The organism is Sphaerospermopsis sp. LEGE 00249, from assembly GCF_014299995.1.
GTDB classification, from domain to species: Bacteria; Cyanobacteriota; Cyanobacteriia; order Cyanobacteriales; family Nostocaceae; genus Sphaerospermopsis; species Sphaerospermopsis kisseleviana.
Window position 1 is genome coordinate 1 of record NZ_JACJUZ010000054.1, and the last position, 14,188, is coordinate 14,188.

At 38.1% G+C, this 14,188-nt stretch carries 13 protein-coding genes; 6 read left to right on the top strand and 7 right to left on the bottom strand.

Going from position 1 to position 14,188, the window contains the following annotated elements:
* Positions 1 to 228 precede the first annotated feature (228 nt).
* A complete protein-coding gene (locus H5968_RS17415; protein WP_187040966.1) occupies positions 229 to 1,632 on the bottom strand; it encodes a glycosyltransferase family 2 protein in 1,404 nt (467 codons plus the stop codon).
* A 285-nt stretch (positions 1,633 to 1,917) separates the two neighbouring features.
* Between H5968_RS17415 and ebsA the strand changes: the two genes are divergently transcribed.
* The 5 genes from ebsA to H5968_RS17440 all read left to right on the top strand — a co-directional run bounded on the left by ebsA (position 1,918) and on the right by H5968_RS17440 (position 5,544).
* Positions 1,918 to 2,292: a type IV pilus biogenesis protein EbsA gene (ebsA, locus tag H5968_RS17420; RefSeq protein WP_187040967.1), complete on the top strand. Its 375-nt coding sequence runs from the start codon at positions 1,918 to 1,920 to the stop codon at positions 2,290 to 2,292.
* Between the two features lie 256 nt (positions 2,293 to 2,548).
* Complete coding sequence (locus H5968_RS17425) at positions 2,549 to 3,643, top strand: phosphotransacetylase family protein (protein ID WP_096572849.1); 1,095 nt, start codon at positions 2,549 to 2,551, stop codon at positions 3,641 to 3,643.
* A gap of 245 nt (positions 3,644 to 3,888) precedes the next feature.
* A complete protein-coding gene (locus H5968_RS17430; protein WP_096571951.1) occupies positions 3,889 to 4,392 on the top strand; it encodes a DNA recombination-mediator protein A in 504 nt (167 codons plus the stop codon).
* A 132-nt stretch (positions 4,393 to 4,524) separates the two neighbouring features.
* Entirely contained in the window at positions 4,525 to 4,944 is a 420-nt protein-coding gene (locus H5968_RS17435; RefSeq protein ID WP_187040968.1) for an MAPEG family protein, read from the top strand.
* Between the two features lie 108 nt (positions 4,945 to 5,052).
* Positions 5,053 to 5,544: a YajQ family cyclic di-GMP-binding protein gene (locus H5968_RS17440; protein WP_137666972.1), complete on the top strand. Its 492-nt coding sequence runs from the start codon at positions 5,053 to 5,055 to the stop codon at positions 5,542 to 5,544.
* Positions 5,545 to 5,692: 148 nt separating this feature from the next.
* Here H5968_RS17440 and H5968_RS17445 read toward each other — a convergent pair whose 3' ends face one another.
* The 5 genes from H5968_RS17445 to H5968_RS17470 form a co-directional block, all read right to left on the bottom strand.
* Positions 5,693 to 8,641: a hypothetical protein gene (locus tag H5968_RS17445; RefSeq protein WP_187040969.1), complete on the bottom strand. Its 2,949-nt coding sequence runs from the start codon at positions 8,639 to 8,641 to the stop codon at positions 5,693 to 5,695.
* Between the two features lie 50 nt (positions 8,642 to 8,691).
* Positions 8,692 to 9,513 (bottom strand): lecithin retinol acyltransferase family protein, encoded by an 822-nt coding sequence (locus H5968_RS25190; RefSeq protein WP_222620711.1) that lies wholly within the window; start codon positions 9,511 to 9,513, stop codon positions 8,692 to 8,694.
* A gap of 394 nt (positions 9,514 to 9,907) precedes the next feature.
* Positions 9,908 to 10,462, bottom strand: coding sequence for a glutathione S-transferase family protein (locus H5968_RS17460; RefSeq protein WP_187040970.1), 555 nt, complete (start codon positions 10,460 to 10,462; stop codon positions 9,908 to 9,910).
* Between the two features lie 15 nt (positions 10,463 to 10,477).
* The gene (locus H5968_RS17465; RefSeq protein WP_187040971.1) at positions 10,478 to 10,942 is read right to left on the bottom strand and encodes a hypothetical protein; all 465 of its coding nucleotides are present in this window, start codon (positions 10,940 to 10,942) and stop codon (positions 10,478 to 10,480) included.
* A gap of 83 nt (positions 10,943 to 11,025) precedes the next feature.
* Positions 11,026 to 12,216, bottom strand: coding sequence for an RNA-guided endonuclease TnpB family protein (locus H5968_RS17470; RefSeq protein WP_187040972.1), 1,191 nt, complete (start codon positions 12,214 to 12,216; stop codon positions 11,026 to 11,028).
* 436 nt (positions 12,217 to 12,652) lie between these two features.
* Between H5968_RS17470 and H5968_RS17475 the strand changes: the two genes are divergently transcribed.
* A complete protein-coding gene (locus tag H5968_RS17475) occupies positions 12,653 to 13,378 on the top strand; it encodes a tetratricopeptide repeat protein (protein WP_187040973.1) in 726 nt (241 codons plus the stop codon).
* Between the two features lie 235 nt (positions 13,379 to 13,613).
* On the opposite strand, the gene H5968_RS17480 is transcribed toward H5968_RS17475, so the two are convergent.
* Positions 13,614 to 14,027: a hypothetical protein gene (locus H5968_RS17480; protein WP_187040974.1), complete on the bottom strand. Its 414-nt coding sequence runs from the start codon at positions 14,025 to 14,027 to the stop codon at positions 13,614 to 13,616.
* Positions 14,028 to 14,188 lie beyond the last annotated feature (161 nt).

A 14,188-nucleotide genomic window follows, 5' to 3' on the forward strand; every position in this document is an offset into this window, starting at 1 on the left:
TTGTATGTGTCAACAAATTAGTTATGTTCATTGGATGGAAGATATCATGAGATGTTGACATTTTCACCCTTAATAGGACTACTATAACTGAATATGTAAACTTTTGTAACGACATTCAACATTTCTGCAACAATTCCTATTTCTCTGCGTTCTTTGCGGTTCGTTAAAAAAAATTAGTAAAAAAATTGTAAGGTGCGTTACCAACACACCCTACCTATCTTGCTTTTCTTAATGTTCAGCCCCAGTATGTACAGTTTTCACCCACTTCAAACGCTTGGGACGAACTGACATCCGGGCGGTAGTGCTACTCATCACCACCAACCAATGCAACATATAAATACTGCCGCGAATGGTTTGCAGAAGTAACACCAAATAATTAGATGTTTTCTGATCTTGGCGTGTGCGCTGTAACCCAGCAAACATCCCCACAAAAGACATCGTTACCGACAAACCAGTAACAGAGGCTAATATAGGTGGACGATGGCGAATGACAGACATTAATAAATCCGGTACTGCTGCTGTCGGTAAAATATACATAATCAGCAGAAAAATCAGTAAATCCACAGTTTTCCGCGTTCCCATGCGGTTTTTGAGGATCAGATCCCAGTAATCTAAATAACGCTGATAACCACCTTCAGCCCATCTGTTACGTTGATGCCAAAGGGCGATCGCAGTTGTCACACCCTCTTCCTGCACTGGGGGATAGAACATACATTCAATATCCCACTTATCGAGATTCAAACGGATAGTCAAATCTAAATCATCGGTGATGGTTTCCTCATTCCAACCACCACAGCTATCCAAAGCTTGACGACGGACAAACTGACCATTTCCTCGCAGTTCACCCAGTCCACCAATAGCGGTTCTTTGTTGTTGAAACCAAGTATCAACAGCCATTTCCGCCATTTGTCCCTTAGTCCAGAAATTTTCCTTAGCGTTGGCGATCGCCTTTCGCACCTGCACCGCCCCCACCTGTTCTCTTTGGAACACAGGAACAACTTGTAACAATAAATCAGGGTTAACTTGGGCATCCGCATCAAACACGGCAATAATATCACCCTTAGTCATAGGTAATACCTGATTCAAAGCCCCAGACTTACCGCCAATAGCATCAGCAGAACGCCTGAAAACCTTGAGTTGCTTGTATTCTTCCTGTAGTTCTGCTAATAACTGTGGTGTTTTGTCCGTACTATGATCATCAATAATCCAGACTTCATATTCACCATTAGCATATTCTAAACTACAAAGATTCTTAACCAATCTGCCTATGACCGCTTCTTCATTTTTTGCAGCTACCAACACAGAAACACGGGGTAAATCTCCCTGTATTTCCTTATGATGGTGGCGGGGTCTAGCAAAAATAATCCTGAACGCATGAATGCTTAAAATTGCCGTCAGTCCAAGAATAAAAATAGAACCCCAGGAAACCAAATGTAAAGCAATAGTTCCACCCCAAACCACGGTTAAAATGAGGACGGCTTTGGGTCTACGTCCTTGAAAGCGGGATGAAGAATAAACAGTCTTGATCCCTTCCGTTAACTCCTCCTCTGTTGAAAGGTCAGACAGCAGGGAGTTAAGAGGATCAGAATTTCCGTTGTAAGCGTCGTTTTCCGGCCAGGAATTCGCTGGCATAGTTTAATTTAAGTAAAAAACCACTATTTGTTTAAAGTTTACAGTTTTTACAGCAGAAAGCCCACAATTAGGTATTTAGCAATGCTAAACTCCGACCGACTTAACCTGTCGCTTTGTGAGATCAAAAAAGTCTGACTACAAGAGGTTTTAGTTTTAACTGCTGACTGCTGACTGCTGCTACAGCAAATATTTTTCTTGACCTGTGTGAAATCACATACTTATGGGAATAATATTGATGACAACTCAATATCTCCTAAGTTTAGCTAAGTTGAGGAATTTTCAACGATGTCTATCGACCAACTTCAGCCTGTGAGTCCGCAACAGGCCGCAGTATATTTACCTTACATCCAGCAAAGCAAAAGAAATTTCTTGCCCTATGCCATCAGTCTTTATCAAAAAGGTTTTATAGAGGGACATCGCAAAATAGAAGCTAGTGACAATATTCCCTTTGTTGCTACATGGAATGTTGCCACCCTACCCTCTGATCTCACCCGTTGCCGCATTCAATTTGATGGCAATGCTGAATTAGTTTATGAAGTAATGATGGCCAGTTATGAGTTTATTAATTTCTTAATTGAACTTATGGAAAATTATAAACGCCAAAAAGTTAGTGATTTTTCTACAGCTTTTTACCGCAAACTACTGCGGATAGAAGATTGAATCAGGAGGCAGGAGGCAGGAGTTTTTTATTTTGGATTTTGGATTTTGGATTTTGGATTGTTTTTGTGATCTCCAATCTAAAATCTAAAATCTAAAATCTAAAATCTAAAATTTTCTTCCCCAGTCCCCAATCACCAGTCCCCAGTCCCCAATCACCAATCACCAATCACCAAAATCAACGATTTCTGTTGCTTCAGCTAAAATTAGGAAACACCTAGCTGGGTTCAACAGACGTTTGAAATTAGGAGTGCATGGCGTGCCAACATCTGTTAAATATTTGCTGATTGGATCAGTAGAGACTTACAGTGGTAAATCCGCAACTGTTTTGGGTTTGTCTCATCAGCTAAAGCAAAAAGGATTGGATATAGCTTACGGTAAACCATTGGGTAATTGTGTACAGACCGCCGATGGTAGCTTAGTGGAAGAAGATGTGCAGTTTATTTCTCATAGCTTGAAACTGCCGGAAAATCGTGTTGCACCCACCTTACTTGCTTTAAATGAAGTCAGTGTCCAAAAACGGTTACGTGGTGAAGACAAAGCTGATTATCAGCAGTCACTGGCACAGCATTATTTACAAATACCACGGGGTGATTTGATGCTGTTGGAAGGACCAGGTAATTTACCAGAAGGTAATTTATTTGGCTTATCCTTACTGGAAGTGGCTGAAGTTTTAGATGGGGGTGTGCTATTGGTACATCGTTATAAATCCCTGCTTTCGGTAGAGGCGTTGTTATCTGCCAAGAAATTGATAGGCGATCGCCTAGTTGGTGTTGTCATTAATGAAGTTCCCACCGAACAATTAGAAGCAGGTCATAATCTCTTACGTCCATTTTTGGAAGAGCAAGGCATTCCTGTATTAGCAATGTTGCCAAAAAGTGACTTGCTCCGTAGCGTCAGCGTGGGAGAACTGGTAAAACAATTACAGGCTGAAGTTCTCTGTCGCAGCGATCGCCTAGATTTATTAGTGGAAAGTTTGGCCATTGGGGCGATGAATGTTAACGCCGCCGTTAAATATTTCCGCAAGCGCCGTAACAAAGCAGTAGTCACAGGAGGCGATCGCGTGGAAATTCAACAAGCCGCTTTAGAAACTTCTACCCAATGCCTGATCCTCACCGGACAACTACCCCCTCCCGCCTTTATTCTCAATCGCGCCGAAGAATTAGAAATACCGATTTTATCTGTTGACCTCGATACCTTAACCACAGTGGAAATTGTTGACCGCACTTTCGGACAAGTTCGTGTCCACGAACCTCTCAAAGTAGAGTGCATTAGCCAATTAATGTCCGAACATTTTGACATTAACCGTTTCTTATCTCAACTAGGAGTCAAACCAGCAGCCGCTTTATCTTAGTCGGATTATTGACCCAAATTACCAGTTTCACTAGTGTAAATCCTACCATTGCCTGTTTCCAAAGCCTGACAGTGAACAGTAATTTTTTCCAACTACCTATTTTGTTAAAGCACTGCCATCAACAAAATCTTTTGTTACTTAACAAAATAATCAAGAAAACAGAGAAATCTGTAACTCTAGTTGGCTTCTTACCTACACGCTGTTTGATAGAATATCTAGGTTGTTTAATCTGATCACCTCCATCTTTGAGCCAGTCAACAGAACTTATCAACCTTGATACATTAGCGCAGGAACTGGCGACAATCCAGCAAACAGGTTCTAAACGAATCGCCTTGTTGGGTTCCCGTCATGTGCCAATTACTCATCAAAATCTCATTGAAATGATGACTTATGCCCTAGTTTTATCGGGCAATCGCATCATTACTTCCGGTGCTACAGGTACTAATTCCGCTGCCATCAAGGGCGCAACACGGGCTGACCCGAACTTATTGACGGTCATCCTACCCCAAAGCCTGGAACGTCAACCTTACGAATCACGCCAACAACTAGAGCAGGTCATGCATCTAGTCGAAAATCCCAGTAATGATAATCTGTCTTTAGCTGAGGCCAGCTACCTGTGCAACAAGGAGATTGTCTCCCGTTGTCAGCAACTCATCTGCTTTGCTTTCCACGACAGTCGCACCCTGCTACAAACCTGTGGAGAAGCAGAAGAACAAAGAAAAGTGGTGACACTGTTCTACTTTGATTAAAGTGAAACGCAGTCTCCACACCGCTAATGATAGAGATGGGTAATTACCAGTGGGTACTGGGTAATGTTTTATCTAAATTACTCAGTATTCCTTTGCGCTCACTAAAAACTACTACCAGTATTTATTAGGTTAATGTCCCTATTGCAACTACCTATACCTGCTATTTTTTTGTACTCTATTGCTGCCGCCGCAGTTCTCATTTATGTACCGTTTTTATTCGTAGCTTACGGTCGGGCGCAGGTTGGTTTTGATTTATCTGCCCCTCGTGCCATGTTTGATAAATTGCCTCCTTATGCCCAAAGAGCTACCTGGGCGCATCAAAATTCTTTTGAGGCATTCATGATTTTCAGTGCTGCATCTCTAATGGCTTATGTCTGTGGGGTGAATACTCCTTTAGCAGCAATGGCAGCGATCGCCTTTATCCCCGCTCGGTTACTATACTCTATTTTTTATATTGCCAATATCCCCATTTTGCGATCGCTCATGTTTGGTATTGGCTCTTTTAGTTCTGCCACTCTCTTCTATTTGAGTATCATGAAAGTTTCAGGATAGGTGATAGGTGACAGGTGACAGGTGACAGGTGACAGGTGACAGTAAATCATTAGTTACCTATTACCAATTACCAATTACCAAATAAAACATTTCACATTCAATTTTTTTATGGCTTCTAGTTTTTCTTTTGATATTGTCAGCGACTTTGACCGTCAAGAATTAGTTAACGCTGTTGATCAAGTTATACGAGACATCAAAAGCCGTTACGATCTCAAAGACACACAAACAACTGTCGAGTTAGGCGAAAACAGCATTACTATTAACACTGACAGCGATATGACTTTAGAGGCTGTACATGGCATACTGCGGGAAAAAGCAGCCAAACGTAACCTCTCTCAAAAAATCTTTGATTTTGGTAAAGTTGAATCTGCCAGCGGCAACCGCTTGCGGCAAGAAATCAACCTCAAAAAAGGCATCAGTCAAGACATAGCCAAACAAATCTCTAAATTGATTCGTGATGAATTTAAAAAAGTCCAAGCCTCAATTCAAGGTGATGCTGTGCGGGTTACAGCCAAAGCTAAAGATGACTTACAAGCTGTGATCCAGAGACTCAAACAAGAAGATTTTCCTGTAGCTTTGCAGTTTACAAACTATCGATGAACTAGGGACAGGGTACGTAGGAACTTAAAAACCTTGTATTTAAGTCTGACTCAGAGGAAAATGTTTTGCCCCTAAATACTGGAAACTGTTCCCTGTTCCCTGTCTCCAAGACAATACTTTTTTAGCAAACCCTAAATAATTAAAATTATCATAAACTACTGTCTATAGATTCTAGATAAAAACTATAATTGGCATCAGAACAATCAATGGATTGTGGTGAACTACAAGTGCTAATAGCTTGAAAACGGGTATAAATTGTGTTGTAATTACGACTATATATTTGTGCAATTTCATTCGCTTTTTCTGAAACAGTTGTTCCAGGAGGAATACTATTTAAAAATTTTATTGCTTGTTTAAGTTTTACCATTGCATCTCGTAGTCTAGCTAAAGTATAAGGCGTATTTTGAGCAATTTTCTCAACTTGTTTAGCTAAATTTTGCGCTTGTTTATATTTTGAAACAGCCGTTTCTTCTATAATTAATCTTTGGTTAATTATAGTATAGTTAGACTTATACTGTTGTAATCTATCTTGTTCTTGTGCATAAAAAGGTGAATTTTTCGGTATTCTTTCTAAAAGATTGATTGCCTGTTCAAGCTTATCCCGACTTTGTTTCCAAGTCGTATTAGAATGTGGAGGTTTCTGAGTGATTTTTACTGCCTCCCAACTCAACTTTTTAGCATTTTCAATTGAATCAGATACTTGTATTTCATCTGATAAACGTGCTGAAACAACAGCATAATTATTACGATATTGTTCAAGTTTTGTTTTTGCTTCTACAGCAACAAAAGAATCTTCAGGTATCGACTCTAATATACTAATTGCTTCTTGCCATTTTGTACTTGCTTCATTCCATACGGTTGCTGGAAGCGGTGGATTTTGCACCAAAATACTTGCCTCTATTGCTAACTGTTTTGTAGACTCAAACTTAGTTGCTGCATCTTCTTCTATCTGTAGTCGCTTCTCAACTGTATCGAGTTGAACGCGAAATTTGCTAATATCCTGTTGTGCTGCGGGGTATGCAGATGCAAAAGAATTTGGAATTTTTTCAAGCGATACAATTGCTTGTTTGATTTTGTCACGCATTAGTCTGATTTCATTAATGTCTTGTGCTTGTTTTACATCACTTATAGTTGACATTAACGTTTGTACATTCCAAAGTAATTGTTCTTGAGAAAAACGCTTCCAACCAAACCAAACACCAGGAGTAATTAAAATTAAAATACTCGCAGTAATTGCAGTCTTTATCTGAATATGTTTTCTTCGCTGTTGGTGATGACGTTGTTTCATCAAAGCTGGATTCTTTAAACATTCCTGCGCTTCCTTGATTTTTACTTCTCCTTCCTGAATTAAACTTTCAATTTTTGGTTTTAACTGCTGACAAAACTTTAAGATGTCTAAAACTTTTTCGCTTTTATGATTAAAATCAATAAATAATTCATTTTTTTGGCTGAATTCCAATGCACTAATACTGCCGAAAAGAGCTAAAATATTTTCTAGTGTAGTAGATTTAATATAAGTAATTTTGCCGATTTCAACTGTATTAATAATGTTATTTACGTTTTTACTGATTAAAATTAAATCTTTTTGTACATCTTGAATTTGTTCAAGCTGATGCAGCATTACAGTTTTGTTAGCAAAATTAAAAGTAGTTTTAATTGTACGACTCTTAGTTTTGATATCATTTTTAATATCTTTTACTGTTTTATTTGAATTTACTTCTTCCAATGCGTCTATTAATCTTGGGTGTTGAGTACATTCTTTCCCAAATGAAACAAGATAAGTTAATTGCAGTGTAGGTTGTTCAAGAATTTGCTTGGAACTAATACATTTGTTGATAACAGATGTCACAGATTCGTATAGAGAATTATTATATAAAATAATAACTCCATTGTCATCTAAACCTAATGCGGTAATAGATTTACCAAAAACACCTAATAATGCTGTTATTACATCAAAGTTTAATGGATTATTACCTTGTTTATTAATTTTCTTTGTAACTATATTTAGTTGTGTATATAAATTTTTTAGTTGCACGTGTACATGAGACATACGATTTAAATTTTGCTGCATTACAGGAAGACTATCAAAATTTAATCTTCTTTCTGCTGTTTGAATAACATCTGCAACTTTTGCGTGTAATTGTTCAATACTAATTTTTGGTTCTTCTTCAAAAATACATTTTAAGATGTCTTTATTATTGATACAGGTATTTATAAAATTTTGGATAAATTTTGCGGGTGCTATAATTGAATTTATTTTTTGCTCATGCTCCTCACATTGTTTAATAATATCTAATAATCTATGCTGTTGGTTTTCAATATAAATAGTCACTTCATTTTTATTATTAAATTCTATTCGTGTAATTGCTGAACCAAAAATTAAGAATAACGATTTTATAGTATGATTACTAATACCCCAAAAACTTGTATTATCAACTGAAGACGATAAACTATTAAATTTATTTTTTATTTTAATTAACTGGTCTAATGCCAGCTTTACTGATGCTGCATTCTCTTTGATTATTTCTGTTTGAAGCAAGCCAAAATCTAACCGAATACTGAATGATAATTTGGATATTTGTGTAGCTAAAGACGGTAAAGTTTGGGAATGCTTCTGAATTTCCACACTCAAAACATTATCTGATCCAAGAAAACATTGAGAGCTAATCTCTTTTAGCCATGTTCCTTGCTCAATAAAAATATCAATCGTCTGTACTAAATCCGCAAAGGTTTTCTTAACCTGCCGCAGATGGTTTTCATCATGAATTGCTTCATCTAAAAAATTTTCTCCAATTTCTAAAGCGATTTCTGAACCTATTTGCGAGAATATATTATCATCATCACTACCTTTTTGACCTAGTAAAATTAAACCAATAGCTACAACACCCTTTGCTAGACGAATAGCATCAATCCGTGCAATTTCATCTTCGAGTTTTTTTAGTGTAGGTTCTAACTCACCTTTTATATGATGCAAATCTAAAATTGTTTCAGAAATTAGAATTAATTGTTTTTCAATACCATCTGGATTATGAAAATCTAATGACATCAAACTACCAAGCTTCAAGGTTTTATCAAGTATTTCATCAAGGTTGTTCATACGTTAGAACTCAAATGTAATATGTCTCAGAAATATAGTGAAGTGACTGCCTACTTTTCCGATATCCATTTCCAGAATTGGTAAGCACCAAAACCAACTACGGCCGCTGCTGCTGCTGGTGCGGCCACTGTAATAGCAACACCGGCAGCCATTCCACCTCCAACTGTTGCTCCAACTGCGGCTAAACCAGAAGTAATTCCAGCAGCACTCAAACCTGCAACACTTCCGGCGGCTGCAACTGTACCAACTGCTCCAGCAGTACCAGCTACTGCGCCTACAGTGGTCATAGTTCTACCAACAGCACGAGCTTCACGCTCATCATCAGGAAGACTCTCATCATCCTTTAAAACCTGATCCATAGCTACTTTTGTAATAGCAGCAGGAGCAGCACCAAGTGCGCCAATACCCGCGACTGCACCACCTCCAACAACTCCACCAACTGTAGCTAAACCTGACATAATACCAACACCACTTAACCCAGCCGCCGCACCAGCAGCACTGACAACACCAAGACTACCCGCAACTGCGGCTCCACTTCCAGATGCTCCCGCTCCCACTGCTCCTGCATTTTTTACTTGTTCGCTGGCGTGTACACCTGTTTTACACCAAGTAGCAAAGTGTTCACAATTATTATCAAATAGGTGATAAGCATCTTCTCCTAATCTGCTTTCAGCACGCCAAACCACAATATCTGGTGTATCACACTGGCCGTACTCTCTTACAAAAACCGTGTTTCCAGATGCAAAGGAAGCCCAAGAAATATGAGAAATCTTCCCATAGTTCTTTGTATAATGAATAACTGTACCATCACCGCAGTCTATACCATGATGGCTGTAAGCACCGCAATTATAGTAAACGTGATCTCCTCTCATGCTCTAGTCACCTTGAATACTCGAATTTTATGAATAACAACAAAATAAAAATGTGCCTAACGGGACTTAGGCAAAAAACACTGACAAAATAGGATCAAACGTATACTCCAATTGACCTTGACATCTTTTTGATTAGTTTGTTGGTATATCTAGGTTACAGGCGTTTTTGGTCATTTAATGTACTTATCTTACGCCGCAAAGATTTGAGTCTTGTTTTTTACTAAAAAATATTTAAGTCCCGCTAAGTTATTAGGACTTAGGCATTGAGAAATCCAGAATCTGTGTATTTTAGATTATGTCATCATTATTTAAGATTAGCAAAAATATTGGTAATTGGTAATTGGTAAAAATAAATTTATTACCTACTCACCAATCACCAATCACCAATCACCAATCACCTTTTACCGATACTGTTTTTAAACGCTGGACGTTCAGAAATTTTCTGAATATAGTTCACAACGGCTGGATATTCACTCAAATCAAGCTTGAGCATGATGGGAATATAAGCGAGTATAGATCCCACAGCCACATCGGCAACAGTGAATTCATCACCAAGTAAGAAAGGTTGCCGCCCAAAAATTTCATTCAGGGTAGTTAATAGGCGGGGCATTTCTCGCTCGCGGTTGGCTTCCACAAAAATTCCTGTAGCCAAGGTAGAATTACCAAATAAGACCCATTGGGAAAATATAGCACGTTCCTCTAGAGAAATCGGATTTTTACCATATTTTTCCGCAATATACAGCAAAATTGCCCCTGATTCCCATAGTTTCAAATCACCATCCACAATTGCTGGAACTTTGCCTATTGGGTTAATTTCCAGGTATTCAGGTTGTCGATGTTCACCTGCTTTCATATCCAAAAGGATAAATTCGTAGGGAACTTGTAGTTCCTCTAAATACCACTGCACAATTGATGCACGGCTAAAAGCGCCACCGTAAAGTTTCAACATAATAACTGCTTAAAATCAAAGAACTTTGTGAGTGTGAGAATGTTGTTTAACGTTGTCGTCTTTAGTGACAACTCTAGCGGCATTTAGCACCCGTTTGCGTTCTGTAGAATAATTAAAATCGGTTTTGGTTGTTCCTGCGGGAATCAGGGTTTGGGCTGATTCACGACGCTTGTAGGTGCGAGCAGCTGAAAATGCCCGTTGTACAAATTCATCTGCAAACTGTGCTGAATCAGGAAATCCATCAGGCAATAACAGCTTATCACCATCCAAGATACTTCCCAAAGTAGTTGCACAGGCAAGTTTGTATGAGGTAGGAATGCCTTTTAATATTGCTTCTAATGCTGCTGAGGGAATAGGTTCTATAACTTCGATTTGGTGTACTTCTCCATCTTCTTTGTAAAAGCAGGTTGCCAAGCCGATCACAATGTAATCATCGGCTGTAAGGTCTAAAGCATCTGCATAAGAAATTGTTGTTGTCATAGGAAATTTACTCAAAATTAAATTGTACTGGGCATTGGACATTGGGCATTGGGTAACTTCCGATACAAAAAAGCTAACTAATGCTAACAAAAGTTGGCTTTTTCTTCCTGTTTCACCAGTTCGACTACGCTCACTGAACTCCTAGAAGTGTCGGCACTATCTAGTCCACAGGCTAACACGATCAATCTGACCGCTTCTTGTTTTAAATTAATCGCAGCGTTTAAATCTCTGTCAATCTCAAAGCCACAGTTATCACATTTAAAAACTCTTTGAGATAATGACAGTGATGATTTCTTTTCTCCACAAGTTGAGCAAGTCTTGCTACTGGGATAATATCTATCCACAATTACTAACTTACTGCCATACAGTTGTGTTTTATATTCTAGCTGCCTTCTGAATTGATAAAAGCCCATATCTGATATAGCTTTTGATAATTTCCCATTTGCTAACATCCCTGATACATTCAAATCTTCTATCCCTATCACCGCGTGGTTTTTGCTGATATAGGTGGTGATTTTGTGTAATGTATCTTTTCTGATGTTGGCTATTTTTTGGTGTAATCTTGCTATTTTGATTTGTGCTTTTCTATAATTATTTGAACCTATGAGTTTATGGCGGTTCAAATATTGTATTCTTGCTAACTTTTTCTCATACTTTTTATAACTTTTTACGCCATCAAATATTTCTCCTGTTGATAATATTGCTAGATGATTTATTCCTAAATCAACTCCTACAAACTCTTGATTTTTCTGGGTTTGAGTCGTTCTCACCTCCAGTTTCCAAGAGATAAACCATTTATCAGCCTGTTTACTTATGGTGACAGATTTCGGTTTATATCCAGTCGGAAGAATTTCATAAGTTTTCAGCCAACCAATGACAGGAACTTTAATTTTTCTATAATCAATTTTTATTGCACCATCTAAGGTGAAAGAATCATGTTTACCCTTTTTCTTAAACTTAGGAAACCCTTTACTTTTCTTGAAGAAAGATTTAAAAGCATCTGACAAATATCTTAATGAGTATTGAGGGGCGCATTTAGATACTTCATAATACCAAGGATGGGTAGATTTAATGGCTGCTACTAACCATTTGTGTAAATCTATGGCTGTGGGAAATTTGATTTTGTCTTGAGGATTAAGTTTATTATGTAATAGTACCTGTCGACAAAGTGCTAAACCTTGATTCCAAGCGTGTCTGGCTACTCCTGCGTGTTGCGCCAGTAGTAGTCGTTGTTGCTTGTTAACTTTGAGTTGGGTTTTGAATCCTAGTAGCATACAGTGATTTTACTGTAATTCTGTGACAAAGCCAAAAGATGACAGAAAATTTTGAGCAAATGTGAGTATTTGTTAGTATTGGTTAAGAAAAAAGTAACTAGCTACTAACCCCCTGACTCCTGACTCCTGACTCCTGACTCCGGTTGGTGAGCGACTTGTATTGAGCGCAGTCGAAGTAAGTCGAAGTAAGCCGAACCACTGACTCCTGACTCCTGACTCCTGAATTATTACATTGATCAAAATTCTTTCTGGAATTGACCTTTGGAGTGATGTATATATTTTTAGGCTTATGGCTTAATTGTTTAAGTAGTTTAAATTTGTTCTTCTTCGATTAAGCCAAGACTCCTGAAACAGTGAAACAGTGAGTAAACCACTAGCAAACAAAATCCTATCATTTCATTTGATTTCACAGAGCAAGTAGCTCAGGCAGGAATATATGGATCATTACTCCTTTTTAACTTCTAATACACAGAACAATCCACTATACAAAGGCAATCATCAAAATACTGCGTATACACAAAAAACTGGCGTAAAAACTAGCAGTAAATCTTTACCAGAGGACAGCTACTTAAGGTCTTATGCTTTAAAGTTAGCTCACCAAGGGGATTACACAGAGGCGATCGCTTTGTTAAACCAATTGATTGATAGTCATCCTAACAATGCAATTGATTATAACAATCGAGGGCTAATTTATTTTCAAAGTGGTGAATGCCAAAAAGCTCTAAGTGACTACAATACAGCAATGCAGCTAAATCCTAAGTTAGCAAGTGTTTATAATAATAGAGCTAATTGCTATGCTGCTTGTGGCGAGTTCATTGCCGCACTAGCTGACTATGATCAGGCTTTAGATTTAAATCCGCGTTATGTTCGTGCTTGGATTAACCGTGGTATTACTTTGCGTGATTTAGGAGAATATCAGGAAGCAATTGATAATTTTGAGATTGCATTGTTGTTTGGTCAGCTACAAGGTAATATTTGGGCTGAACGTGGTAGGACTTATCATATTTGGGGTGACTGGAATTGTGCGATCGCTGATTATTACCGCGCCCTCACATATATCAACTGTTTAGACACCAATGAGGATGTTTCTGGTTATCGGTTGCGCTTACAACTGGAAAATTGGTTAGATGAATTGCTTCTTCCCCAAAAGACTGATTGGTAAATTTTTCACATTAAATCAGATTAAATTCAAAATTCAAAAAATTTCAATTTTTTGCTTTCTCAAATTTTAATTTTTTGTTTTAATTTTTTGGTAGCGCCCCTGCATCTTTGATTGGCTAATAGATGATAACTATCAAACTCTTCACGAATTAGCTATTGACTATTAGCTTCTGTTATTAATAGAAATTCATTTCTTGTTTATACACCCTTAAAATTACAAATCATTTCAATTTGTCTCAGGGTGTGGAATTGGATCGTTCAGTACCTTTAGTATCTGGATTAATCAGCACCACCGGAATTTGACTGGGAGCAAATCTATATGATTGTTCTTGCCTGATACTATTAGCTTGGCTGGGATCAAAATTGCGGCTAAATTCCGTCCTCAAATCATCAACACGTCCTTGCATGAGCTTGACTTCTGTGCGGATTTCTCGCAACTTATCTTGTTGTAACCAGTGATAAGGCATAAGCTGAGATAGAGCAGATACCGCTGCTGTGATAATAACCAAGTTAACGGTGATCTTGGCAGAAGTTTCTAGCGCCATGATTTGATAAGAACGTTGGTGAAGATGTTTTTTTGGTCTAGGAGCAGTTCGGTTGGGTTTAACTGGTGGTTGTAGCGGTGGTTTGGATGGTTGAAAGGCGTTCATAACAATAAAAATAGTCAGGCTGATTGAAGGGAAGCACCATTAAAAGTAAAATGGAGCTAATTGCGACTGAATTTAGCTGCCATATTACTTCATTTTTGGCAATTTTCTACAAGTATTAGGTCATAAAAAAAAATACCTGGCATACGCAGGTACATTTTTTC